Origin of the sequence: Halomonas korlensis, from assembly GCF_900116705.1 — a bacterium.
Taxonomy (GTDB): Bacteria; Pseudomonadota; Gammaproteobacteria; order Pseudomonadales; family Halomonadaceae; genus Halomonas; species Halomonas korlensis.
The window spans coordinates 35,018-59,118 of the sequence record NZ_FPBP01000004.1; the positions used below are offsets into that span (position 1 = coordinate 35,018).

Sequence of the window (24,101 nt, forward strand, 5' to 3'; positions counted from 1 at the left end):
TCGGGTCACTTAATGGTGATGCGCGTGTCCACCGCCTTCGTCATCGTCCTCGTCTTCGTTCTGGGGCTGCCCCGCCGGCTCGCCGTCCGGTGCCAGCCCCGGTGGCATCGAGCCGACATCGGCCGCGCCGTAACGCCCGCGATGGCTCGACAGCACCACCACACCGATCATCGTCGCCAATAGGACAATGGCCGCCGATTCGAAGATCAGCATCGAGTCGCCGAGCATTTCCAGGCCCAGCGAGACCACCGGGGCGTGCTTCGCCGGAAGCGGGGCATCGGGAAAGCCACTGAACACGGCCACCGCAGAGAGCACGGTGAAGGCGATGACCCCGGCCACGATGGCGGCGCGCTCCTGATGCACCATCTTCATCGGATTGAGGCCGGCCGGGTTCATCATGAACATGACCATAAACAGCGCCATGACCATCATCTCGACGGCCATCATGAAGAACATCGCCACCCCCAGGTATTCGGCGGTCAGCAGGATCATGATCGCGCCAACGGCAATGAACGACAGCAGCAGGAAGAACGACGCCCGCACCATCGAGTCGGTGCAGAACACACGCCAGCCGGTGTAGACCGCAAGCGCGGCCAGCAAGAAGAAGCTGATATCGACGCCGATGCCATGGCTCATCGCTGTGCCTCCCTTCTTCACAACATCCTTTCCCACCGCTTATTTACCACGACTGACTTACTACAATGCCGCTGCGCCGGCCCAGACCAGATCGACGAACGCGAGCGGCAACAGCACCACCCACATCAGGATCACGCAGCGCTCCGGCGGCAGGCGCGGCAGCAGACGGCCCAGCAGCAACAGCATGGCCAAGACAGCGAGCATCTTCAGCACCAGCCACAGCGGGCCTGGTAGCCACGGTCCCAGCCAGCCGCCGAGAAAGGCGCTTGCCGCCACGCCACTGAACGCCACCAGCATCGCCGCCCGGGCAAGGTCCCAGACCAACCGCGGCGGTCCGGAGACCTCGGACGCCGTGCCACCGGCCAGGTCGGCCGAGTCGGCGAGGTTCAGCGGCCCCCAGAAGGTCATTCCCAACCCGACGATCAGCAACAGCGGTAAACCCAGCGGCTGGCGGATAACATTCCACAGCTCCGCCTGTGAGACCACCACCTGGGTGAATTGCAGCGACTCGGCCGGCAGCGCCACGCCGATCAGCACGAACATGCTGACCAGGATGTAGGAAAGCCCCAGTGCCACATACCGATAGGCCCCGATCAGGGCGAACAGCGCATTGGCCGACCAGCCATGCAGGAAGATCACCACCGTGGCCAGCGCCTCCACGCTGCCCCACAGCACCACGCTGGTCGCCAGGTCGGTGGCGACCAGCGTCTCCGACCATGGCACGACGGCAAGCCCAGTCGCTGCCAGCGCTAGATACAACGCCGGTGCCAGCCGCCAGGCCCGCCAGTCCGGCGCCTCGGTGGCATTGGCCGTTTGGGTCAACAGCCAGGCGCCACGCGCCAGCGGCGCCTGCCAAGCGCTGCCGGTCTGAGGCATGCCGAGCGTACCGGCAATCAGTCGATCCAGCACCGCGACCACATAGGCGCCGATGCCCAGCGCCGCCAGCACCACGATGACCGGCAAGATGAGTTCGCGCCAGATCATGCCCGTCGCGCCTCGTGCGATGCCACGCGCGGCGCGGCGGCCCACGCCTCCAAGGGCCACTCGGAGACGGCCGCCAGATCGAGGCTGGCGATGGTCGCCAGCGCCTCGCCCCATTCCAGACCCGGCAGCAGGTCGCCGAGCAAGCGGCTGGCATCCTCTGGGCGCCGATCGGTCCAGGGACCGTGCGGTGTCTCGACGCTGCCGGTCTCGCTGGTGTGAAGGTCTTGCCCGACGGCCTGCTTCGCCAGCACCAGTGACTGTTCGATCTCCGCCAAGGTCTGTTGCCAGCGAGCACGCGTATCGCCAGCCGCCTGAGTTACCGGCGTGAAACCCAGCCGGCGATAATGGGCATCTTCGCTGCGCAGGTCGTCATCGAGCCCCGTAGCGCGCGCGGCAAATCCGCCGATCTTGCGGGCCTGCTCCTCGGTGAGCCGGCCCCGGCCCGACAACGACAGCCTAAAGAAGCCGCAGCGCACCAGGCGGCGGCGTAACCCATCGACCCTGCTATCGAGCGTGAGCGTGTTCGCCAGCTGCAATGCCTGACGTCCGAGGCGTTCCAATCCGGCGAGCCGCAGGCCGTGAAACAGACGATGCAAATGCTCGCGAGCCCGCGCCAGCTCGAGCTCGGCGATGGGCACCGGGCGCTGCAGGGCATCGAGGAACACTGCATCGAGACTCACGGGATAGGGCACGAGCTGCGTGGACCATGTCTGGATGAGATCGCCTTGAAGCGTGATCTCCGCCTTCATGCCAGGCGGCAAGGCGGGAAAAAATGGTCCGAGCCGGAACGTCAGCGAATCGAGCGTCAGGCCGTCGCGAATATCGTCATGCATGTTCATGGCCATGGGACGACCGTAGGGAGTGCCGCCCATCATGCCCTCGCCGCCCTGGCCAAAGTCCCCTAGCCCCTCCCAGGGGTTGGGTGGTTGGTCGGGCAAGAGCCGTGGCGAGCTGCCGCGGCGGCCACTCATCAGCTCGCGATGCAGCACGATCAGTGCTCGGGGCAAGTCGTCGAGCTCGTCGATCCGAGTAGCGCTTTCAAGGCCCAGCAGGGGCTCGCTGCGAAACCATAGCGTGGCGCAAGGTTGGGGCAGCTGATCGTGTACGCGGCGCAACTCCTCATGGAGATAGGGCGGTATGCCGCCCGCCACCAGCAGCACGCTGGCATGACGTGGCGAATCGACCCGCTCGATACCCGGCGCCAACGCCAACTGGCGCAACACCGCTTCGCCATGCATGCCTAGTGCAGGAAACACTGGTACCGGTGCATGTGCCGCCAAATGGCGTAGCCAGCTCACTGCCAATGGAATACCCCCTCGCGCCAGGCGTAGACAATGCCCACCGACAGGATGGCCAGGAACATGCCCATCTCCATCACCGCCATCATGCCTTTTTCAACGTAGACTACCGCCCAGGGGTACATGAACATCATCTCCATTTCGAAGGCGATGAGCAGCAGGGTCATGGGGTAGTAACGGACGTGATAGCGACTCCAGGCGTGGGTATCGGGGAGTCCACCCCCCAGAAACGGTGCGCGCTGGGGATAGCTCGGCAGGGGTTGACGGCGCATCGGCCACCACTGCACCGCGAGGCCGGCGCCCAGGCTGAGAAGTAAGATGACAAGAAGAGTGAGCAGCTCCATGCGTATCCTCTCGCGTCATTGGCTCTTATGAGACAAGACCACTTCCGACATCGTGGCGAAGGTAAAACCTCATGGGTAGAACCTCATGCCATGACGAAGCATCTCTTTTATAAGCTAGACTACCTTCCTGAACGCACGCTGAACGGATGGGGCTTTTCCCTGAATAGAAACTCAGGGCCAGAATTTCTTGACCCTGAGCATCAGGGTTAGCTTATTTATTCCGTAACAGCTTCATGCCGTAACAGCTTCATGCCATGCCAGCGCATTCTTCTGCACAGCGCTGACATGCCTTGGCGCATTCCTGGCAGTGAGCGGCATCGTGCTTGGCACACTTTTCACCACAGTTTCTACATATTTCAGCGCAGATTCTGCTTATATCACGGGCGTGTTCGCTGCCCTGGGCCATGAAGGAAGCGGCCAGACGGCAGATTTGCGCACATTGCATATCCAGGCGGATGCATTCGGCATCATCTTGACATTGTCTTCTTTCAGGCAGGCAACGGCACAGGAATCGCAATAAGCCGCACAAACATTGCAGACTTCAATGCAGGATTTTAATTTTTCGAATTCCATTTCGAATTTCCTTGATAAACTAATCCGTAGCTAACATACCGGGCCTGACATTATTTGATCCAGAATCACAGCGATCACGATAATTCACAGATAAGGTGTAGCCACCTCATGAAGGAAGCGCAAGAAAAGGCCAACTTTCTTGACATTCTCTTTCTTAAATAACTGATATTAATGCCCACAGGTTTATGTCGTCTTGGCGTTGATGAGGCCGGTATATAGCGGCTTATCTTCTCGCCAGATGTTGGCTTTAAAGACTTTATTAGTCGGCAGAAATTTAGGCTGAATCAGGTTACTAAAATGATAGAACTTGCCATCGACCCTGAGGAACGGCCGGGGGACCGTTATCATCGCGAGGTCGAACGGCACAATTAATATTAGACATTAAGAAAAAACATCAGTCTCGGAGCTCGTCGAGCGTGAAGCACGAGACCAACGCTCCGCAGGCAGATGCCCTCAGCCGGTCCTGACCGTCATCAGTTCGTCCCAGCGCGTGGTGTAGCGCGGCGAACGCCGCTCGCAACGCAATGCCCAGGCGTTATGGTGGCGCGGCAAGCCGAAGCGCACGGTATCGCGGCCCATCTCGCGATTGAGCTTGTCCACCGCAGCCATCAAGCGCTGGCTGCGCCCCTTCGCCGACTCGCTCTGCCTGGCGTCGTACAAGGTCAGCTGGTGATGCCGGGCATCGACCAGATCGAGCAGCATGACCCCGCATTTCTGGTAGCGGTAGCCCTCACGAAAAAGCGCCCCGAGGGCCTGGCGCGCCGCCGCGAGCAGCGTGCGGCTGTCGTCGGAGGGCCGCGCCAGTGGCACGACCACATTGTTGTTGTGCTGAGCCTCGCCGGCCAGGAAGCGATTGGTACGCACCATGACCATCACCGCGCGGGCCAGATACCGTTGACGGCGCAGCTTCTCCGCCGCGCGGGCGGCGTGCTGGCGCACTGCGGCTTCCAGCTCATGGCGCTCGCCGGTCAGCCGCCCGAAGGAGCGCGACACCATGATGCGCTGACGTGGCTCGCTCATGTCCTCGAGGACGATGGCGGCATGGCCACGCAGCTCCCAGACGATGCGCTCCAGCACCACAGAGAAGGTGCGGCGTATGAGCTTGGGGTCGGCCTCGCGCAGCTGCCAGGCGGTCTCGATCCCCATCAGCGCCAGCCGCTCGGCGGTGCGCCGGGCCACGCCCCATAGTGCCCCGACGGGCAGCCTCTGCAGCAACGCCCGGGTGGCCGGATCGTCAGCGCCCAGCCGGCACACGCCTTCGTAGGCGGCGATCGTCTTGGCGGCCCGATTGGCGACCTTGGCCAGCACGCGAGTCGGCGCCAGGCCCACGCACACCGGGAGACCGGTATCGCGACCGACCGTCTCGCGTAGCCGCTGACCGCGCACTTCCAGCGTCGAGGCATCGAAGCCGGCGAAGCTCAAGAAACTCTCGTCGATCGAATACACCTCCACGTCAGGAGAGAACTCGGCCAGTATCGCGTTGACGCGCCGACTCATGTCGCCGTATAGCGCATAGTTGCTGGAAAGCAGCACCGCCTGGCGGCGTATCGCCGGCGGCAGCAGATGTCGAGGCGCGCCCATGGCGACCCCCAACGCCTTGAGCTCCCGCGAGCGGGCCACCACGCAGCCGTCGTTGTTGGACAACACGCCGACCGGCAGGCCTTCCAGGCGCGGCGCAAAGACACGCTCACACGAGACATAGAAGTTGTTGCAATCGACCAGGGCGATCACGAGGCGATCCCCGGCAACTCATGCACGACATGGGTGACCACCCCCCATACCTGGCATTCGCGCCCCTCCAGCGGAATCGGGGCGAAGCGCGGATTGCTGGCCACCAGGCAGGTCCGATCGTGGCGGCACTCGAGACGCTTGACGGTGGGCTCGCCATCCACGGCGATGACGATCACCCGCCCGGGCAGTGCTTCGAGGCTGCGGTCCACCACCAGCAGGTCGCCGTGGTGGATGCCGTCACCGAGCATGGAGTCGCCCTCGGCGCGCACGAAATACGTGGACGCTGGCCGGCGGACCACGTGAGCATGCAGATCGATCTCCACGTCAAGGTGATCGTCTGCAGGGCTGGGAAAACCGGCCCGTACCCGACAACCCATCAGCGGCTGAGTCACGCTCGGGCAGGCGGCCACGGCCCGGCCGAGAATGCTGAGTGCCGACGACGGAACATGCGACATGAGGGTCTCCCGATAACCTGCCGGTAAATACTGTATATAAAGCGCTATGTTGGTATCTGTTGTTGGTCTGCGCCTATCGCCTTGCGAAACCACGCCTCCTCTGCTGGCTTAGCGGTTTCAAACAACCGTCGCCATGCCAGGTAATTCGGTAAGTACGCTGTCCCCACCCCATGAAAGCGCGCCATCCAGCCCTTCAATCGGCTCATATAGCTGTTGACGTTCTGAATGTGGTATTCCTTGCCAAGCACTCGCTGATTGTCGAGTGTGATTAGCCGATGATGAGCAATGTCATGATCGGCAGAGAAGGTTTTATACCAGCTGTGCCCGTCCGAACATAAAATCGAGTCACGATCGATGATCGGTGCCAGGAATTCATGAACAGTGGATTTCTTGAGTGCCGGATCGACCAAGTCACTGATCTTTCCGTTACGGTCTCGCGCAATAAGAACCTGAATCTTTTGCTCTTTTTTCTTCATATTGCCTTGCCCACAGCGCTTTCGAGGTTTGCGGTGAGTGATATTACGTTTTCCTTTGCAGGATTCCAGGAAGACGGTTTCGTCTACCTCGATGATGCCGGATAGGGGATTGGCGTTGTCTTGAGCGCTCGTTGTCAGGAAGCGATGTCGCCAGCGGAAGGCCGTCTTCAAATCGATGCCCACTCGGGCCGCCGAGACGCGTAACGTCAGGCTGTCTCGCATGCAACGCAGGTAGTCGAACCACTTGTCGCGGTGCTGCAGCTTGGCCAGAGGCGTGCCTGTGAGGGCATTGAACGTCTTGTGACAATCGGGATTCCGACACCGATACCGCGGCAAGCCACCGGCACGCCCCCATTTGACAGGATGCTCATGGCCGCAGTGGGGACATGGACAGTGAGATCTTGCCGTCGCGATCAGGGTGTCCGCTTGGGCGTTGATTTGACCAAGCAGCTGATTGGATAAGTATTTTTTGAGATCGACAGGGAGGCGAGCCAGTGTCTGCTCGAGCGCGTTGAGGTCTGAGCGCTTCATGGTGTACTCCAGAGGAAACTGGATATACAGTAGTTTATACAGTAGCTTTAGAGTACGCCAACAGCAGATGCCAACACAGCCATATAAAGCCAGTATTCGACAAATTACCCTGCCTGGCAAGCCCTGCCGCTAAACGTTCCGCGCGAGCGTCAATGATGCCGCCTCGCTCTTGAGAGGCGGCATCATAGCCGCACCATAAGGCGTGCCGTTCAGGTCGAGTGACTCGATCGCGGCCGGCCGACCGAACAGGTAGCCCTGAAACGTCAGGCAGCCATGCTCGATCAGCCAGTCGCGCTGGGCCACCCCTTCGACGCCCTCGGCAATGATGTCCAGCTGCAGGCTGTCCGAGAGCGCGATCGTGCTGGCGACGATGGCAGCGCTGGTGTCGTCCTCGAGCAGGTCATGCACGAAAGTCCGATCGATCTTGAGCTGCGTCAGCGGCAGCCGCTTGAGGTAGGAGAGCGAGGAGTAGCCGGTACCGAAGTCGTCGAGCGAGAAGATCACGCCACGCTCCTTGAGCCGCAGCATCTTGTCGCGCGCGTCGTCACGGGCTTCCAGAAGAAGGCTCTCGGTGGCTTCGAGCTCGAGACGATCCGCCGGCGCCCCGGTACGTTCGAGCACCTTCATGACGTGCTCAACGAAGTCCGCCTCGCGAAACTGCCGAGGGCTGACATTGACCGAAACCGTCAGTGCCGCCGTCGACGGATCACCGGCCCAGGCGGCAAGTTGCGCACAGGCGGTTTTCAGCACCCAGTCGCCGATGGGAAGGATCAGCCGAGTCTCCTCGGCCATGGGTATGAAGGTACCGGGCAGCACTTCGCCTCGCTCGGGATGCTGCCAGCGCAACAGCGCCTCGGCACCCACCGTTTCACCTGCGGCATTCACCTGGACCTGGTAGTGGAGACGGAATTCATCTCGCGGCAGGGCCTGGCGCAGGTCGGCCTCGAGGCGCGCTCGGGCTTGCAGACGCGACTGCAGGGCAGGGTCGAAGAAGCTCAGGGTATTGCGCCCGGCTTCCTTGGCCTGATACTGCGCCATGTCGGCCTGCTGCAAGACCTCGTCGATGGTAATGCCCTGATTGCGGAACAGCGTGATGCCGATACTCCCCGACACCCTCGGGGTCTCGTCACCCATTGGAAACGCCGCTTCCAGGGCGCCCTGGAGCTTGTAGGCGACCAGCTCCGACACCTGAGCCGCCGACTCCTCATCGCGCCCGATGCCTTGTAGCAGGACCGCGAACTCGTCGCCCCCCAGGCGCGCCAGCGAATCGGTGTCACGCAGCACCGCATCGAGCGTATCGGCAGTCTGGCGCAGCAGCTGGTCGCCATGGAAATGGCCGCGGGCGTCGTTGACCTGCTTGAAGTTGTCGAGATCAATGATCAGCAAGGCGCCGAACTGGCCGCTGCGATAGCCGTCCTTGAGCGCGGCCCCCAGGCGGTCGAGCAGCAGGCGTCGATTGGGCAACCCGGTCAAAGGGTCGAAGAACGCCAGCTGGTGAATCTCGTCCTCCGTGGCTTTCCGCTCGGCCATGGCATTGAGCGCTGTTCTATATTGCTGTTGCAGTATCTGCCGGGCCTGCTCCAGCTCCTGTATATGCTGGCGCAGGTCCCCCTCCAGACGCAGGCGATTGAGGTAATGGCGCAGCACCAGGCCCCCAAGCAACACGCTCCCCAGCGCCATGCCGGCGAGGCTCCAGAGCCGCGGGGACCCTACCGCCAGTAACGTGATCAGTAACAGCAACACCAGAAAATAGGTACCGATCGTACGCCGGCGAACCCATCGATGCTCGACGCCTTTCCCCATGCCCATCGATGCCTGCCCTCTCGTAACCCGGTTTATTGTTATGCTGAATCGGCGCGAGCAGTTTACCTAATCACCCGAGTAAATACTGTTCACGAGTTCTGGACGACGTCAAAAACCGTCGCCACCGCGCTGTTCTTACACGATTAAGGAAGAATACCGTGATTGCCGTCATCTTCGAGGTCGAACCCAAGCCGGATTGTCGTCAGCGCTACTTCGATATCGCCGCCGAGCTGAAACCCTTGTTGAGGCAGATCGATGGTTTTCTGTCTATCGAGCGCTTTGAGAGCCTGGCCCAGCCTGGCAAGCTGCTTTCACTCTCTTTCTGGCGCGATGAAGCCGCCATTGAGGAGTGGCGCAGGCTCGAACGTCACCGTGCCGCCCAGCATCAGGGCCGAAACTCGCTATTCGACGACTACCGACTGCGTGTCGCTACCGTGCACCGCGATTACGGCATGCATGAACGCGACCAGGCGCCCGCCGACAGTCGCGCCCGCCTTGACACCCCTTGAACAGGCGCTGACCAGCCTATTAACTGAGGGGCAATTGAGCCATGAGAATGACGCAGACCTTGCTAAGGTGAAACCGGCGCGTCGCCCCTCGGATAGCCAAGCGTGAGGCGACACACGGCGCACCGACAACGCAGCAGGTAACCCAAGCCAGGGCCGCGAGGCACCGTCACGGTAATTGTCATAGTCCAGGACGACTCAGATGAACAGACGCGACTTCTTGAAGACCACGAGCATTCTGGGCAGCGCCCTGCTGCCCTTCTCTTCACTGCTTGCCGCGGTGGAAAATGCCAACCGCACGCTTGGCAGCCGCGAGGCGTTCAGTTATGCCTGGCTCAAGGGTCTCGCCAGGGACCTCGCATCTCAGACGCATGAGAGCACCGCGGCCGAGTTGCCGGCCCCCCTGCAAGACATGAGCTGGGACGACTATCAGGCCATTCGCTTCGATCCGGACCACGCGCTCTGGTCCGATGAGGAAGCCTCGCACTTTCGCGCTCAGTTGTTTCATCTCGGGCTCTATTTCAAGAAGCCGGTCAGGATTCATGAAATTGTCGAGGGTGTCGCCCGCGAGATCGCCTATGACCCGGCGCTGTTCGATTACGGCACCTCCGGTATCGAAGGCGAGGCCCTGCCGGAAGACTTGGGGTTCGCCGGTTTTCGGCTTCATCACCGTGACGACTGGCAGCGCGATGTCGCCGCCTTCCTCGGCGCCAGCTATTTTCGTGCGGTCGGCAAGTCGTTGCAGTACGGCATGTCCGCCCGCGGCCTGGCCATCGATACGGCCATGGACAGACCCGAGGAATTCCCCGACTTCACCCGGTTCTGGCTCGAGCGTCCGGCGGCGGACAGCGAGGTCGTCCATGTCTACGCGCTGCTCGAATCGCCGAGCATTACCGGCGCCTATCGCTTTGCGATCACCAACACCGACGGCGTGGTCATGGACGTGGACGCGGCTCTCTATCCCCGCAGCGCCATCGAACGGCTCGGCATCGCCCCGCTGACCAGCATGTACATGGTGGGCGAGAACGACCGTGACGCGAACTGGGACTGGCGGCCCGAGATTCACGATTCCGACGGTCTTTCGCTGCACACGGGCAATGGCGAATGGCTATGGCGCCCGCTGGTCAATCCCCCGGCGCTGCGCTTCAACGCCTACGCCGATCACAGCCCACGCGGCTTCGGCCTGATTCAGCGCGACCGGAATTTCGATCATTATCAGGACGACAGCGTCTTCTACAACCGCCGACCGAGCGTCTGGGTCGAGCCCAAGGGCGACTGGGGAGCCGGCTCGATCCAACTGGTGGAGATTCCCACGCTCGACGAAACCTTCGATAACATCGTCGCCTTCTGGCATCCGGGGGAAGCCGTCGAACCGGGCAGTGAAATGCTGTTCGGCTACCGCCTCTACTGGCGGGCCCGCCCGCCTGCCGAGCCTTCGCTGGCGCGCTGCGTCGCTACCCGAACCGGCCTGGGCGGTGTCGTCGGCCAGCGTCGCGAATACTTCAGTTGGCGGTTCGCCGTCGACTTCCAGGGTGGACCTTTCCCTTTCGCGGACGACGCGGATATCACCGTGGAGCCCGTCATCGAGACGTCCGCCGGTCGCATCGAGATCACCTCGGCAAGGCCGCTGGCCTCGATCCAGGGCTACCGGGCGATGTTCGATGTCGTACCGCCGGATGAGGGCACCGAGCCCATCAATCTGCGGCTCTACCTCAAGGCCGACGGCGAGCCCCTGACCGAAACCTGGGTCTATCAGTGGACGCCGCCGCCCGCCGAAGACCGCGACCTGCGCAACCCGACGCATCTTGGATGACAGGCCGAGCGAGGGCTGCGGACGGGAACCTCTCCCCGAGCACCACTGTCGCAGCTTGATTGATGCCATAAGGAGATGACATGACCGATTATGTCAACGATCCCACCCTGCCAGCGCCGCCGTTTCCCGGTAGCCACATGGTGCTCGACGATTGCTATGTGTTCGTGTCGGGGCTGACGGCCTCGGACATCCAGGAAGGGGAAAACGCCATCGGTGACATCAAGGAAGAGACGCGCCGGGTGATGCGGGAGTTGGAGCGCATGCTCGCCTTGGTGGAGACCAGTTTCGCCGATGTGCTGCGGGTGGATATCCACCTGGCCGATCTTGGCGATATCGGCGAGATGGACAGCGTGTATGCCGAGTTCTTCGAGAATGACCGCTATCCCGCGCGCACCTGTACCGAATCGCCCCGGCTAAGCGGCGGCTCTGGTGTGGAAATCACCCTGATGGCGACACGGCCCGACCGCTCACGCTGAGACGCGACCAAACCCTGACAGGCGCAGGGCTTCGCGGGCCCTACGTGACGAGGCGGCGCGGTTCAAAACGACAGGCAGATCTTGCCGAAATGGCGGCCCGACTCCTGATGGCGGAAGGCCTCGACGATCTCCTCGAGGGCAAAGCTGCGATCGATGATCGGCTCGAGCCCGCCCGCCTCGATGGCTCGAATCATCTCCTGTTGGTGGCGCCGGCTGCCAACGATCAATCCTTGCAGTCGCGCCTGCTTGGCCATCAGCTTGGCGGTGGGTATTTCACCCTCACGGCCGGTGAGCACGCCGATCAGCGAGATATGCCCGCCGATGCGCACCGCATCGATGGATTGCGGCAAGGTACCAGGCCCGCCGACCTCGACCACGTGATCGACCCCCTGACCATCGGTCAGGGCCTTCACCTTGCGACCCCAGTCGGGCTCGGTCTGGTAGTTGATGGTGGACTCGGCGCCCATCACGGCGAGCCGCTCGAGCTTGGCGTCCGAAGAGGACGTGGCAATGACTCGCGCGCCCATCAATCGGGCGAACTGCAGGGCGAAGATCGAGACACCTCCCGTCCCCAACACCAGCACCGTATCACCGGCCTTGAGGCCGCCGTCGACAACCAGGGCCCGCCAGGCGGTCAGCCCCGCGGTGGTGAGAGTAGCCGCCTGTTCATGCGAGTATCCCCGCGGTTGATGAGTAAACCAGGTCGCCGGTCGAATTACCTGTTCGCGGGCATAGCCATCGACGCCGTCGCCGGGCGTGGTGGCGAAGTTGCCCAGCCGCGCAGGACCTTCCAGCCACGGCGGGAAGAAAGTGGAGACTACGGCATCACCCACGGCGAACTCGCTGACCTCCTCGCCCACCGCCTCGACCACACCGGCGCCATCCGACATGGGAATGCGGCCATCCTCGGTGGGCATCATGCCGGCGACTACGCCGTAGTCATGAAAGTTGAGCGAGCTCGCATGCAGGCGCACGCGCATTTCGCCGGCTCTCGGCTCACCCGGCGCGTCTGCGTCTTCAAGCATGAGGTTGTCGAGCCCGCCGGGCTGATTAAGGGTGACGACTTTCATAGGGGGTTCCTGACATTGGGCTGCTTTTTATGGACCTGCTTCGGGGTTCGCCTTGAGCCTAGAAAATCAACATGAGCAGCCCGATGACCACCAATAAACCGATGAGAAAGATAATACCGACGGTACTGGCCAGAAATTTCAACATATCAACAACTCCTTGTAGGTCATTCATGCCGCGCTTCCCGGTAACGGGCGAACCCTCCTCAAAATAGGAGCCAAGGCCGGTTTGCACAAGCGAGGCGTTTGACGGTTGCCGCCTTCGGCGATACATCGTCATGCTCACGTCGGGGTCTGCGCCGCTTGGCGTCGATAGCGCTTGGCAAAGGGCGCCGCGGTCACACCATGAAGGATGATCGAGACGGCCACAACCAGGCTGCCGGCCACCCAGGCCGTGTCGTTGTCGGTTCGTCTGGCAATCATTACGGCGTAGAAGAGCGCCGACACACCGATCGGGCCGAACCAGCCCATCACCAATGCAATGCGCTTCTCCCTCACTGGCGGAAGCCAGGGCCGCAATGCCCAGATGACCGGCAAGCGACGCAACAGCATGACGAGCAGTGCCAGCGCGATGCCACCCCAGCCAAGCGCCATCCACTCGGACCAGGGCGCGATCAGCCCGAACAGCACGAACACCGGGAGAGTGAAGAACAGATTGACCGCCTCCTGAACGTTGTCCTCCTCGCCGCGCTCTTTGCCGCCCACCACCTGGTCGAACGCCAGGCCGGCCACAAACACCGCCAGGATGCTGTCGGTACCCAGCAACTTGCCCACGCCCAGCACGAGGACCGTCAGCGCCAGGGTAATGCTGAGAAACGAGGGCTGGTCGAGGTACTCCTTGGCCTCCGCCCACACCAAGGTGCGTCCGCTGGCCCAGCCAAGCAGCATGCCGACGACGACCGCCATGCCCACTTCCCATAGCCATACCTTGACGAACCAGTCCATCCAGGCGGATTCCATGGGCGCGGTCAGCAGCAGGATAGGCAACAACACCAGCGGGTACGCCAGACCATCGTTGGCGCCGGACTCACCGGAAAGCAGGTGCCTGAACGACTCGGGCAGACTGTCCTTGGCCAGACTGCCCGTAACGATCGACGAGGCCAGCACCGGGTCGGTGGCACATACGCTGGCGCCCACCAGCATCGCGATCAGCCAGGGCAGCCCGAGGGTCCAGTGGGCCAGCAGCGAGCTGATCAGGAACATCGCCGGCATACCGATCGCCAACAACAGCAACAGCGATCGCCAATGCCGACGCGGGTAGAACGGTGGCAAGCGCAAGGCGATCCCCATCAGGCTGATACCAAGCGTCAGACGGGTGGTCTCCTCGAGCAGCGTATCGACATTGCCCCAGGCGGCGGGATTGAGCCACCCGAGTCCATGGGGACTGAGCAGGATGCCTAACAGAAAAGCCACCAGCGGAGGAGACAGCCAGGAGCGATCGACCGGTCGCGACAGCAGGCCGAGCACGAGGACCAAGGACCCGACCGCGGCGAGAGCGACGTTGAGTTCGTGCATGTCCGATCCTCCTGCCACCGTGGCCTATACCGGCGTGATCGGCAGATTGCGCTTGTTCGTGGTATTGGAATAGGTGGAAACGATAATCCGGTAGGCCCGTTCACTGACCGGTTTGCCTTCGAGGAAATCATCGATTTCCGCGTAGCTGACCCCAAAGGCCTCTTCATCGGTCTTCATGGGCGAGAGTGACTCCAGGTCGGCCGTGGGCACCTTGTCGACCAGTTCTCCAGGGGCACCCAGCGCCGCGCCGACCGCACGTACCTGGCGTTTGCTCAGGCCGGTCAGGGGCGCGACGTCGCAGGCACCGTCACCGTACTTGGTGAAGAATCCCATCAACGCCTCGGCCGCCTGGTCGGTGCCGACCACCAATCCCCGCCGTGCTCCCGCGACGGCATACTGGGCGATCATGCGCTGGCGGGCCTTGATATTGCCGAGCACAAAATCCCGATGGGCGGCATCGCGAAACATCAGCCCTCCCGCCTCCAATGCGTCCAGCATGGCGTCGCTGGCGGGTTTGATGTCGGTGCTCAACGCCTCGTCGGGCTCGATGAACTGCAGCGCGCGCTGGGCATCAGCCTCGTCCTTCTGTTCGCCATAGGGCAGGCGCATGGCCACGAACGTGGCTTGATGCCCTTTCTGGCGCGCCTTCTCCACCGCGAGCTGCGCCAGCCGGCCCGCCACGGTGGAGTCCACACCGCCACTGATACCAAGCACCAGCGCCTGCTGGCCTGACGCCTTCAGCTGTGCGCAGAGAAAATCCCGGCACCGCTCGGCCGCCTGCTGGGGATCGATTCGCGCCTGCACCTGCAGGGTGGCACCGATGTCGCGCTGTTGCTCGGTAGGGGCAAGCTTGTCCATCTCGTTCGGCTCCTTGAATGAGAAGGCTGTCACTCGATGACCGGGCTGACCTTGAAAGCGACCCAGGCAACGCCGGGGCGGCCGATCAGGCCGCCGAATGATTACCGCAGGCCAGGCGATGATAGTGGGGTATGCGCTCCAGAGCGTAGTGCGCCGCAGCCAGGCGAACCTCGTTGCGCTCCCCGTCGAAGCGCCGTGTTTCACAGAAATCATGCACGTGGCCCTGATGGCGAAAGGCCCAGGCAAAACAGACCGTGCCGATCGGCGTGTCATCGTCACCCGGGTTGGGGCCGGCAACGCCGGTGTTGGCGAGTGCCACATCAGCCTTGTTATTGTCCAGCGCCCCGAGTGCCATTTCTCTGGCCACGGCTTCGCTGGTCAGGCCATGCGCATCGATGGTGTCGAAACTGACGCTTAGATAACGGTTCTTCGCTTCGGGAGAGTAGACCGCCAGGCCACAGTCGATCGATTGGCCGCTCCCGGGCACGCGGGCCAGCTCGGAGACGATCAATCCCGCCGTGCATGACTCGGCCGTGGCCAGGGTCAGTTCTTCTTCAATGAGGTAACGAGTGATGTTGTCCAGCAGGTCCATTGCCGTATCTCCGCATCCTGACGAAGGCTGCACTTTAGCGAATGCGACGAGCACTCCGCCTTAACCTAGACTATTCAGGCCATTCTTGCCCCGCCCGCCGTCTCGTATAGCTGCCAGTCATTGTCGGTCAGCGGCTCGCCGCCTTGTGGCGTCACCCGCACGGTGTCGCTAAGTCCGATGCCCCACTGCCCCGGCACGCGCAGGCAAAGGGGCAGATGGAAGACCATGTCGGCCTCGAAGGCGCGATGCTGTCCACGAGCAATATAGCCGGTTCCCTCGACCCAGCTGGGCGGGAACTGCGCGCCTACCGCGTAACCGAACACGCCGGAGAAGAACACCCGGTCGGCATGTGGCGCCAGCGCTCCTTCGGCCGCGCGAGCGGCGTCATCGAAGGAGTTACCCGGTCGCATGGCCTGGGTCAGCGCCTCGAACATCGCGCGGCAGACATCGCGCAGCGCCTGCATCTCCGCGCTGGCGCGTCCCGCCACGGCGGTGCGCATCATCGGCGCGGTATAGCGCTGATAAGCCGAGCCGAACTCCAGGAATACCGGCTCGCCCTCGCCGATGACGTGGCGCTTGTGATTGACATGAATGATGCTGATCCGCCGCCCGGTGGTGACGATCGGCTGCAGGCTCATGAACTCGCTGCCCGCCGCGATCAATGCCCGGCTGCCTTCCGCCGCGACCTCGTTGTCGGAAATGCCCGGCGCGATGATCGCCATGGCCGCCCGCAGCCCTTGCGAGGTGATCCGCGCGCTCTCGCGCAGGCAGTCGAGCTCGGCCGGTGTCTTGACGATGCGAATGCGGTCGAGCAGGTCGCCGCCATCGTCGCGGAAGCGCCCGGCGCCCAGGCGGGCCTGCAACTCGCGGATCACCCCATAGCGCAGGCCGGCGCCGTAGGTATCCAGGCCGATCGAGCGGAAGGGCGCCAGGACCTCGGTCAACGGCTCGATCACCTCCTCGATGCCCTCCCAGCGATAGCCGAGGATCTCGTCCACCGTGGCGGTCACCACCGCCGGGCCGGTCTCGATCGACGGGACTTGCAGCACCAGGCGCTCGGCCGAGACCACCAGGCAGATGTAAACCGACACCTCGAAAGTGTGATACCCCGTCAGGTAGAAGATGTCGGCGGGGTCGGTGAGCAGCAATGCCTCCAGCCCCTCGCCTTGCATGGCCTGGCGCACCCGCGCGCGGCGCGCGGCGAATTCATCGGCGGCGAAGGGCAGCTCGCTTTCGGCGAGATGCTCGGCCAGGGCATGGCGGTAGGCGTGGTAATCCATGGTGTGACACTCCGATCAGTGAAGCCTATCGGCTTCTGGGGGCAAGCGGGCCGGTTCGTCATGGCAGTGTAGCCGTGAAATAAGGCTGTTCGCTGCCGGTCCGGTTTCGTAGAATCCCGAACCATATTGATGGCTGACAGGATGACGAAATGGGCAGGGCCTTCCAGAACCGCAAGGAATCCATGGCCAAGACGGCCGACGCCAAGACCAAGGTGTACAGCAAGTACGGGCGCGAGATCTACGTTTGCGCCAAACAGGGGGGCACCGACCCCGCCGGCAACCTCTCGCTGCGTGGCCTCATCGATCGGGCCAAGAAGGATCAGGTGCCCAGCCACGTGATCGACAAGGCGCTGGACAAGGCCAGCGGCGTGGGCGGCGAGGACTTCTCCCCGTCCCGCTATGAAGGCTTCGGTCCGGGCAATGCGATGGTCATCGTCGAGTGCCTGACCGACAACCCCAACCGTACCTTCGGCGATGTGCGCGGCTGCTTCACCAAGACCAAGAGCAAGCTTGGCACCCCCGGCAGCGTCAGCCACATGTTCGACCACTGCGCCATCCTCGCCTACGCCGGTGACGACGAGGAAGCCGCCCTGGAAGCGCTGATGGAAGCCGACGTCGACGTCACCGATATCGAGAACGAGGCCGGCCGCATCACCGTCTTCGCCCCGCACACCGAGTATGCCAAGGCCAAGCAGGCGCTGCTCGACGCCTTCGGCGAGCTCGATTTCGAGGTCGATGAAATCCAGTTCGTGCCCCAGACCACCACCCCGGTCGAGGGCGAGGACGCGGTGATGTTCGAGAAACTGCTCGACACCCTGAACAACCTCGACGACGTCCAGAACGTCTATCACAACGCCGAAGTCACCGAGTAGTCTCACGCGCTGAAGGCTATCCCGGAGATGAGCGGTCGGTTTACGGCCGCTCCAGCCCCGCCTCCTTGCTCAGGAAAGCATCGATCCCCGCCGAGTAGTCCGGCTCGCTGTCGAGAAACCCCGTGTTGTGGCCGCCGTGGATCTCCAGCAACCGCTTGGGCTCGCCGGCCGCCGCGAACACCGCTCGGCCCTCCCCGAAGGGAATGATCTCGTCCTCGCGACTATGGATCACCAGCAGCGGCGCCTCGATACGCGCGACGTAGGCTTCGGTGTCGTAGTCGAAGCGCACCAGCCAGCGCGCCGGCAAGAAGGGGTATAGCCGCTGGGCGAGCTTGGGCACCGAGCGAAACGGCGATTCGAGGATCACCGCCGCCGGCGATGTCTCGTCGGCCAGGGTGCTGGCCAGCTCGGCTGTCACCGCCGCCCCCAGCGAGCGGCCGAACAGCACGACGTCGCCGGGGTCATGGCCGGCCTCCATCAGCCAGCGCCAGCCGGCGCGGGCATCCAGCGCCGTGCCGGCCTCCGAAGGGCTGCCCTCGCTGCGCCCGTAGCCGCGGTAGTCGAGGATCAGCACCGAGAGCCCCAGCCGGTGGAACTGCCGGATCGACGCCAGCCGGTGGGAGATATTGCCGGCATTGCCATGCAAGAACAGCAGGCTACCGCGGGGCTCGTCCGCTGGCACCCACCAGGCGTCCAGGCTCACGCCATCCTCGGTCGCCAGTGCTACCGACTCCCAGGCCAGGCCCAGGTCGGCCGGGGTACCGACATGCTCGCGCCCCATGTGTGGCAGGTAGAGCAAGCGGTTCTGGAAGCCCCAGGCCAGCGACACCACCAGCACATAGACCAGCACCAGTCCGACCAGAAAACGCACCAGCATGGATCACCTCACAGGGTCGGCTGCCCGCGCATCGAACAGTCCGTGACCACAACGCCGAGATCGCGATCTTATCTGAACATACCCGACAGGCTGGCTCATGCCTTGTGGCCGAGCTTGCCGCCCAGCACCAGCATGCAAGGCGTCAGCAGCAGCGTCAGGCCCGTCGCGAACACCAGGCCGCCGGCAATGGCGCTGGAGAGCTGCGTCCACCACTGGGTGGATGGCGCCCCGATCCCCAGGCTGGGCTCGAGCAGGTTGACATTAATCCCCAGCACCATCGGCATCAGCCCCAGCACGGTGGTGATCGCGGTCAAGAGCACCGGGCGCAGGCGCAGACCGCCGGCTTCCAACGCGGCCTCGAATGGCGCGAGGCCTTCGCCACGCAGCTGGTTGTAGGCATCGATCAGCACGATGTTGTTGTTCACCACAATCCCCGCCAGGGCAATGATGCCCATCCCCACCATGACGATCCCGAATGGCTGGCCATTGACCAGCAACCCCATGAGCACGCCCGCCGTCGAGAAGACGATGGCCGAGAGTACCAGCGACGCCTGATAGAGGCTGTTGAACTGCGTTACCAAGATCAAGGCCATCAGCGCGATGGCGATCAAAAATGCCGTGGAAAGAAAGCGCATGGTCTCCTGCTGGTCTTCCTGCTCGCCGGCCACCCCGACCAGTACGTCATCGGGCGGCGTTCCCATCGCCTCGAGCAAGGCGTTCAGGCGCTCTTCGGGCTGGAAACCCTCGGCAATATCAGCCTCCAGGGAGATGGCCCGCCGGCCGTCGATGCGATGCAGGGTACCCACCTTGGGCGCCGGCACAAGTTCGGTAAAATGCGCGACCGGCACCTGCCCCCGCGAGGTATTGAGCGACAACCGCCCGAGCTGGCCCAGCGAGCGCCACTGCTCGGGCAGGCGTACGCGGATGTCCACTTCATCGCGGGCACCGGCGGGGCGATAGGTGGCGACCTGCAGCCCGGTGGTCACCAGTTGCACAGCACTGCCCACCGCCGTGACATCGGCACCCATCCGCGCAGCCGCTTCACGGTCGACATTCAATCGCCACTCGATGCCGGGCAGGCTACGGTTATCCTCGATGTCCACGAACCCGCCCAGGCGCTGCATCTCGGCCCGAATGCGATCCACCGTCGCCTTGATCTGTGCGTCGGTGGCGGCACTGATCTCGAGCTGTATCGGCTTGCCGCCCCCCGGCCCCATGTCCTGCTCGCGGAATTCCAGCTGCACGCCGGGCAGGTCACGGGTTCGCTCTGCCATCTCGTCCATGATCCGGCTGGCTGGACGGCGCGCCTGCCAGTCGATCAGCTGGAACTGCACGGTGCCGATCACGTCGTTACCGAGCTGCTCGTTGGCGACGGCATAGGAGCGCGCATACAGCGACTGTACCTCGCGCATGCCGGCCAGTCGCGCCTCGACGCGCCGCACAATGGCATCCTTCTCTTCGACCGAGAAATCACCACGCGCACGCACCATCACCTGGGCACTGTCGGGGTCGACCTCGGGGAAGAACTCCACGCCGTGGTTGAAGCGCCCGTAACCGACAAAGATCAGCCCCATCACCAGGATGGTCATCAGCAGCGTCAGGCCCGGGCGGGCCAGCAGGCGCGCCAGCAGCCGGCGGTAGAGCCGCCCGCCGGGCGTGATCCAGTCGCCCCGGCCGCCGCTGGTAACCAGGCGCCGGGTCACCAGCGCCCCCAGGGTCGGCAGGAAGATCAGCGCCATGGCAAGCGACGCCAACAGACACAGAATGACCGTGGCCGGCAGATACTTCATGAATTCGCCCACCACGCCGGGCCAGAACAGCAGCGGCACAAAGACCGCCAGGGTGGTGGCGGTGGAAGCAATGACCGGCCAGCTCATTCGATGGGCCGCATTGAGCCAGGCATCGTGCGGCGCCTGTCCTTCGTGCAGGTTGCGGTCGGCCAGTTCGCTGACCACGATAGCCCCGTCGACCAGCATGCCGGCGACCAGAATCAGCGCAAACAGCACCACGATATTCAGCGTGTAGCCGACCATCCAGATCAGCAGGATGCCGGTCAGGAAGGCCCCTGGAATGGTCAGCCCCACCATCAACGCGGCGCGCCCGCCCATTACCGCGAGGATCACCACCAGCACCAGCACCACCGCGGTAATCACATTGTTGAGCAGCTCCGAGAGCATGTCCTCGACCATCTCGGACTGGTCCATGATGGTAGTTACCGAAAGTGTTTCGGGCAGGCGCGAGGCAGCCTCCTCCAGCACGCCGCGCACCCCCTGAATGGTGGCGATCAGGTTGGCCCCGGCGCGCTTGGAAATCTCCAGCACCATCGCCGATTCGCCGTCGATGCGCGCGAAGCCCTGCGGATCCTTGAAGGTCGGGCGGATCCAGGCCACGTCACCGAAGGTCACCACGCGATCGCCGTCCACCTTGACCGGCATCGCGAGGACATCGTCCAGCGTCTCGATCACCCCGGGAACCTTGACCGCCGTTCGGCCGGCGCCGGTGTCCAGGCTGCCCGCCGCCACCAGGCGATTATTGCGGGTGACCAGGTTGAAGAGCGTATCGAAGTCCACGCCGTAGCTTTCCAGCACCAGCGGGTCGACCACCACTTCCAGCAGCGCCTCGCGCTCGCCGCCGATATCGACCTCGAGCACCTGGGGTATGCCTTCGATGGCCTCCTGAAGACGGCGCGCCACGGCCAGACGCTCGGCCTCCTCCAGGTTGCCCGAGAGCCCGAGCGAGAGTACCGGGAACAGGCCCACGTTGACCTCGATCACCCGAGGCTCCTCGGCCTCGTCGGGCAGCGAGGCATTGGCGATGTCGACCCGCTCGCGCACGTCGGCCATGGCGCGGCGCGGGTCGAAGCCGGCGTCGAACTCAAGCGTCACCGACGCGTGCCCCTCGCTGGACTGCGAGGTCATCTTGCGCACCCCTTCGATGGCCCGCAGTTCCTGCTCCATGGGTCGCACCAGCAAGCGTTCGCCGTCCTCGGGGCTCACCCCCTCCAGCGCCAGCGCCACGTAGATCATCGGGATGGCGATATCGGGGTTGGCTTCCTTGGGTACCGCCTGCCAGGCCGCCAGACCGGCGATCAGCAGCGCCGCCAGCAACAACAGGGTGGTGCGGGTACGGTTCAGCGCCGCCTCGATCAAGGTGCGCATGCTCAGCGAGCCTCCGCCGGCCGCTCGCCGGCCTCGGCCATGACCGCGGTGACTCGCTCGCCTTCCTCGACGAGCCCCCCGCCCAGGGTGATCAGGCGCACGCGTTCGGGCAACCCGGCCACGCGCGCCGCATCGGCATCGGCCTGCACCAGACTGACATTCGAGACCGTCACGCGATCCTGCTCATCGAGGTGCTTCACGCTCAGTTGCCCCTCGTCATCGAGTACCAGCAACGCCGGCGACAACCGATGCACGGCGCGCTCGTCGAGCAGGATCATCAGCGTGGCGCTGGCACCGGCCAGCCGGCGGCGCTCAGGATTGTCGAGGGTGGCCTCGACGTAGAAGGTGCGGGTCGAGGGATCGGCACGGCTGGCGATGTGGGTGAGCTCGCCCGTCAACTGCGAGCCATCGAGCAGCTCCACCTCGACGGGCAGGCCGGTAGACAGTGCCGCCACCTCACCCTGAGCGATCCAGGCACTGGCGACCAGGCGTCGGTCATCCACCAGGCGACCAAAGGTCTCGCCGACCTGAATCACATCGCCGATGTCCACGTCCCGCCGGTCGAACACCCCGTCAAAGGGCGCGACGGGTGCCAGCTCGTCCTGCGCGGTACGCAGCTCGGCGACTTCGGCGGCCGCGGTGCTGACACTCGCCTGCCGTCGCAGGTACTCGGGACGCGACATCAGCTGGCGCTGGCGAAGCGATTCGGCGCCCTCGAGTTCGGCACGCGCCAGGGTCAGGTCGGCCTCGGCGCGGTCCAGCTGCGCCTGGAGATCATCGGCCGCGAGTCGCACCAGCACCTCGCCGGCCTCCACGGCGGCGCCCAGCTCAACCGGCAGCTCGGCCACCCGGCCCGCCCGGCGGCTTCGCAGCTCGAGCTCCCGGTCGGCCTCGAGCTGGCCCTGGGTCACCAGACGAGGCTGGAAGGAGGCTGCCTCGCTATGACGCACCTCGACACGCGTGGGGGCTTCTTCGCGCGGTTCGGTCCCCGACGGTGCGGCAGTCTGGAACTGCTGCACGTCACCGAGGGCGAGCCACAGCAACAGCGCCAGCAAGAGGCCGGCAGCAAGCAGGTACGACAGGGGGGGACGACGGGGCATGGAGCCTTCCTGGGAGCGGTGTTTCAGGCGGTAGCGCAACGATCAGCGAGCAGGCGAATCGGCCTACACCGCGCGGCGGTCGAAATCTTCGGGCTGAAGGTCACAAAAAGCAAGTACAGCGGTTTATGCTACCAAATCCAGTGAATCGCCCCGACCCCCCTTTAGCAGGAAGACGTTTGCATGGGAGCCATCGCGTTTCTCGGCCCCGCCGCTCTCTACATGATCTCGATGACCATAACGCCGGGACCCAACAACTAGACGCTCATCGGAGGGCCCACCGCCACTACTGCGCCTTCAGGCCTGGCCAACGAAGGCGCGATAGGCTTCCCAAGCGTCTTCCACGCCCGCTTCCAGAAAGTGTGCGCCGTGTTCACGACGCGAAAGTGATGGGTCCGAGCCCATGCGGCCGTCGGGGAAACGGTGGCGAAACACGTCGGCGGTACAGTCGGCACTGCCGTGGGGCGCGACCCCTCGCGTCATGGTCACTTGCTTCTCGAGGCCGGCGGCATGCCAGGCCAGCGACACCTCGGAAGCAGTGGCATGATAGCCCTCGGCGTCGCCATAGAGCTCGCTGGCCAGCTCCCGCCCGCGCCGGCCCATGAACCAGTTGAACAGGGTAAGGCTCAGCTCGTTCGGGTCCTGGTTATTGTCCTTGCCTTGTTTTTTTGGCGACTGGGCAAGCTGCGCTCGCTGTATACCTCGGCGAAAGCCGCCTTGATGGTGGCGATGTTGCCGCCGTGGCCGTTGAGAAAGAACACCTGCGTGAAACCGTGGCGAGCCAGCGACTCGATGGTGTCGCGCAGCACCGCGATCAGGGTGCTGGGGCGCAAGCTGAGGGTGCCGGGAAAGGCCAGATGGTGCTGCGCCATGCCAATGTTCTGAGTCGGCCCCACCAGCACGCCGTGTCGTTCGCCCAGCGCCCAGGCAATCGCCTCCGGACACAACGCGTCGGTGCCGACCAGGCCGTTGGGGCCGTGCTGTTCGGTGGAGCCGATAGGCAGGATGATGCCTCGGGAGTGCTGGAGATAGGCGTCGACTTCCTGCCAGGTGGCGTGTTGCAGTCTCATTAGACAACTCCTCGATTGTCTCTCAATGTCCCTCGAATCTTTACCGAAGCTGCCTTGCAGCCCCAACGGGTGGGCCACACCGTTCATTG

The 24,101-nt window shown here is 63.7% G+C and carries 23 protein-coding genes and 1 pseudogene; 4 read left to right on the top strand and 20 right to left on the bottom strand.

Annotated features, from left to right (window positions below; all coding sequences use genetic code 11):
* Positions 1–9: 9 nt before the first annotated feature.
* The 9 genes and pseudogenes from BM341_RS06855 to BM341_RS06895 form a co-directional block, all read right to left on the bottom strand.
* Positions 10–636 carry an NADH-quinone oxidoreductase subunit J family protein gene (locus BM341_RS06855; protein WP_089794286.1) on the bottom strand — a complete coding sequence of 209 codons (627 nt, stop codon included), beginning with the start codon at positions 634–636 and terminating at the stop codon, positions 10–12.
* A 60-nt stretch (positions 637–696) separates the two neighbouring features.
* Positions 697–1,620 carry an NADH-quinone oxidoreductase subunit H gene (locus BM341_RS06860; protein ID WP_089794288.1) on the bottom strand — a complete coding sequence of 308 codons (924 nt, stop codon included), beginning with the start codon at positions 1,618–1,620 and terminating at the stop codon, positions 697–699.
* A complete protein-coding gene (locus BM341_RS06865; protein ID WP_139232984.1) occupies positions 1,617–2,876 on the bottom strand; it encodes an NADH-quinone oxidoreductase subunit D-related protein in 1,260 nt (419 codons plus the stop codon). The genes BM341_RS06860 and BM341_RS06865 overlap by 4 nt, the downstream gene beginning before the upstream one ends.
* Before the next feature lie 38 nt (positions 2,877–2,914).
* Positions 2,915–3,262: an NADH-quinone oxidoreductase subunit A gene (locus BM341_RS06870; protein ID WP_089794292.1), complete on the bottom strand. Its 348-nt coding sequence runs from the start codon at positions 3,260–3,262 to the stop codon at positions 2,915–2,917.
* A gap of 247 nt (positions 3,263–3,509) precedes the next feature.
* Positions 3,510–3,835, bottom strand: a pseudogene (locus BM341_RS19830) (four-helix bundle copper-binding protein).
* Between the two features lie 453 nt (positions 3,836–4,288).
* On the bottom strand, positions 4,289–5,566 hold the full coding sequence (locus tag BM341_RS06880) for a Y-family DNA polymerase (RefSeq protein ID WP_089794294.1): 1,278 nt from the start codon (positions 5,564–5,566) through the stop codon (positions 4,289–4,291).
* Positions 5,563–6,021, bottom strand: a complete 459-nt coding sequence (locus tag BM341_RS06885; RefSeq protein WP_089794296.1) for a LexA family protein — start codon at positions 6,019–6,021, stop codon at positions 5,563–5,565. Before BM341_RS06885 ends, BM341_RS06880 begins: the two co-directional genes overlap by 4 nt.
* A 44-nt stretch (positions 6,022–6,065) precedes the next feature.
* Positions 6,066–7,028, bottom strand: a complete 963-nt coding sequence (locus tag BM341_RS06890; protein WP_089794298.1) for an IS1595 family transposase — start codon at positions 7,026–7,028, stop codon at positions 6,066–6,068.
* A 129-nt stretch (positions 7,029–7,157) separates the two neighbouring features.
* The gene (locus BM341_RS06895) at positions 7,158–8,837 is read right to left on the bottom strand and encodes a putative bifunctional diguanylate cyclase/phosphodiesterase (RefSeq protein ID WP_089794300.1); all 1,680 of its coding nucleotides are present in this window, start codon (positions 8,835–8,837) and stop codon (positions 7,158–7,160) included.
* A 152-nt stretch (positions 8,838–8,989) separates the two neighbouring features.
* Here BM341_RS06895 and BM341_RS06900 point away from each other — a divergent pair, with 152 nt between their 5' ends.
* From BM341_RS06900 to BM341_RS06910, 3 genes are all read left to right on the top strand, one after another.
* Entirely contained in the window at positions 8,990–9,340 is a 351-nt protein-coding gene (locus BM341_RS06900) for an antibiotic biosynthesis monooxygenase family protein (RefSeq protein WP_089794302.1), read from the top strand.
* 199 nt (positions 9,341–9,539) lie between these two features.
* A complete protein-coding gene (locus tag BM341_RS06905; RefSeq protein WP_089794304.1) occupies positions 9,540–11,150 on the top strand; it encodes an OpgD/OpgG family glucan biosynthesis protein in 1,611 nt (536 codons plus the stop codon).
* Positions 11,151–11,230: 80 nt separating this feature from the next.
* Entirely contained in the window at positions 11,231–11,626 is a 396-nt protein-coding gene (locus BM341_RS06910; RefSeq protein WP_089794306.1) for a RidA family protein, read from the top strand.
* A 62-nt stretch (positions 11,627–11,688) separates the two neighbouring features.
* Here BM341_RS06910 and BM341_RS06915 read toward each other — a convergent pair whose 3' ends face one another.
* The 6 genes from BM341_RS06915 to BM341_RS06935 all read right to left on the bottom strand — a co-directional run bounded on the left by BM341_RS06915 (position 11,689) and on the right by BM341_RS06935 (position 16,938).
* Positions 11,689–12,696, bottom strand: coding sequence for a zinc-dependent alcohol dehydrogenase family protein (locus BM341_RS06915; RefSeq protein WP_089794308.1), 1,008 nt, complete (start codon positions 12,694–12,696; stop codon positions 11,689–11,691).
* 58 nt (positions 12,697–12,754) lie between these two features.
* Positions 12,755–12,973 carry a small membrane protein YohP gene (locus BM341_RS19225; RefSeq protein ID WP_175507818.1) on the bottom strand — a complete coding sequence of 73 codons (219 nt, stop codon included), beginning with the start codon at positions 12,971–12,973 and terminating at the stop codon, positions 12,755–12,757.
* A 2-nt stretch (positions 12,974–12,975) separates the two neighbouring features.
* Positions 12,976–14,208, bottom strand: coding sequence for a cation:proton antiporter domain-containing protein (locus tag BM341_RS06920; RefSeq protein ID WP_089794310.1), 1,233 nt, complete (start codon positions 14,206–14,208; stop codon positions 12,976–12,978).
* A 24-nt stretch (positions 14,209–14,232) separates the two neighbouring features.
* Complete coding sequence (gene nadE / locus BM341_RS06925; RefSeq protein ID WP_089794312.1) at positions 14,233–15,066, bottom strand: ammonia-dependent NAD(+) synthetase; 834 nt, start codon at positions 15,064–15,066, stop codon at positions 14,233–14,235.
* 85 nt (positions 15,067–15,151) lie between these two features.
* Positions 15,152–15,658, bottom strand: a complete 507-nt coding sequence (locus BM341_RS06930) for a CinA family protein (RefSeq protein WP_089794314.1) — start codon at positions 15,656–15,658, stop codon at positions 15,152–15,154.
* A gap of 74 nt (positions 15,659–15,732) precedes the next feature.
* Complete coding sequence (locus BM341_RS06935; RefSeq protein ID WP_089794315.1) at positions 15,733–16,938, bottom strand: M24 family metallopeptidase; 1,206 nt, start codon at positions 16,936–16,938, stop codon at positions 15,733–15,735.
* Positions 16,939–17,087: 149 nt separating this feature from the next.
* On the opposite strand from BM341_RS06935, the gene BM341_RS06940 reads away from it, so the two are divergent.
* Complete coding sequence (locus BM341_RS06940) at positions 17,088–17,810, top strand: YebC/PmpR family DNA-binding transcriptional regulator (RefSeq protein WP_089794317.1); 723 nt, start codon at positions 17,088–17,090, stop codon at positions 17,808–17,810.
* 40 nt (positions 17,811–17,850) lie between these two features.
* Here BM341_RS06940 and BM341_RS06945 read toward each other — a convergent pair whose 3' ends face one another.
* From BM341_RS06945 to BM341_RS19360, 5 genes are all read right to left on the bottom strand, one after another.
* A complete protein-coding gene (locus BM341_RS06945; RefSeq protein WP_089794319.1) occupies positions 17,851–18,687 on the bottom strand; it encodes an alpha/beta hydrolase in 837 nt (278 codons plus the stop codon).
* A gap of 95 nt (positions 18,688–18,782) precedes the next feature.
* Positions 18,783–21,845, bottom strand: coding sequence for an efflux RND transporter permease subunit (locus tag BM341_RS06950; RefSeq protein ID WP_089794321.1), 3,063 nt, complete (start codon positions 21,843–21,845; stop codon positions 18,783–18,785).
* A gap of 2 nt (positions 21,846–21,847) precedes the next feature.
* Entirely contained in the window at positions 21,848–22,945 is a 1,098-nt protein-coding gene (locus BM341_RS06955; protein ID WP_089794323.1) for an efflux RND transporter periplasmic adaptor subunit, read from the bottom strand.
* Positions 22,946–23,239: 294 nt separating this feature from the next.
* Positions 23,240–23,545, bottom strand: coding sequence for a hypothetical protein (locus BM341_RS19355; protein WP_217646185.1), 306 nt, complete (start codon positions 23,543–23,545; stop codon positions 23,240–23,242).
* A 23-nt stretch (positions 23,546–23,568) separates the two neighbouring features.
* Entirely contained in the window at positions 23,569–24,012 is a 444-nt protein-coding gene (locus tag BM341_RS19360; RefSeq protein ID WP_217646186.1) for a creatininase family protein, read from the bottom strand.
* Positions 24,013–24,101 lie beyond the last annotated feature (89 nt).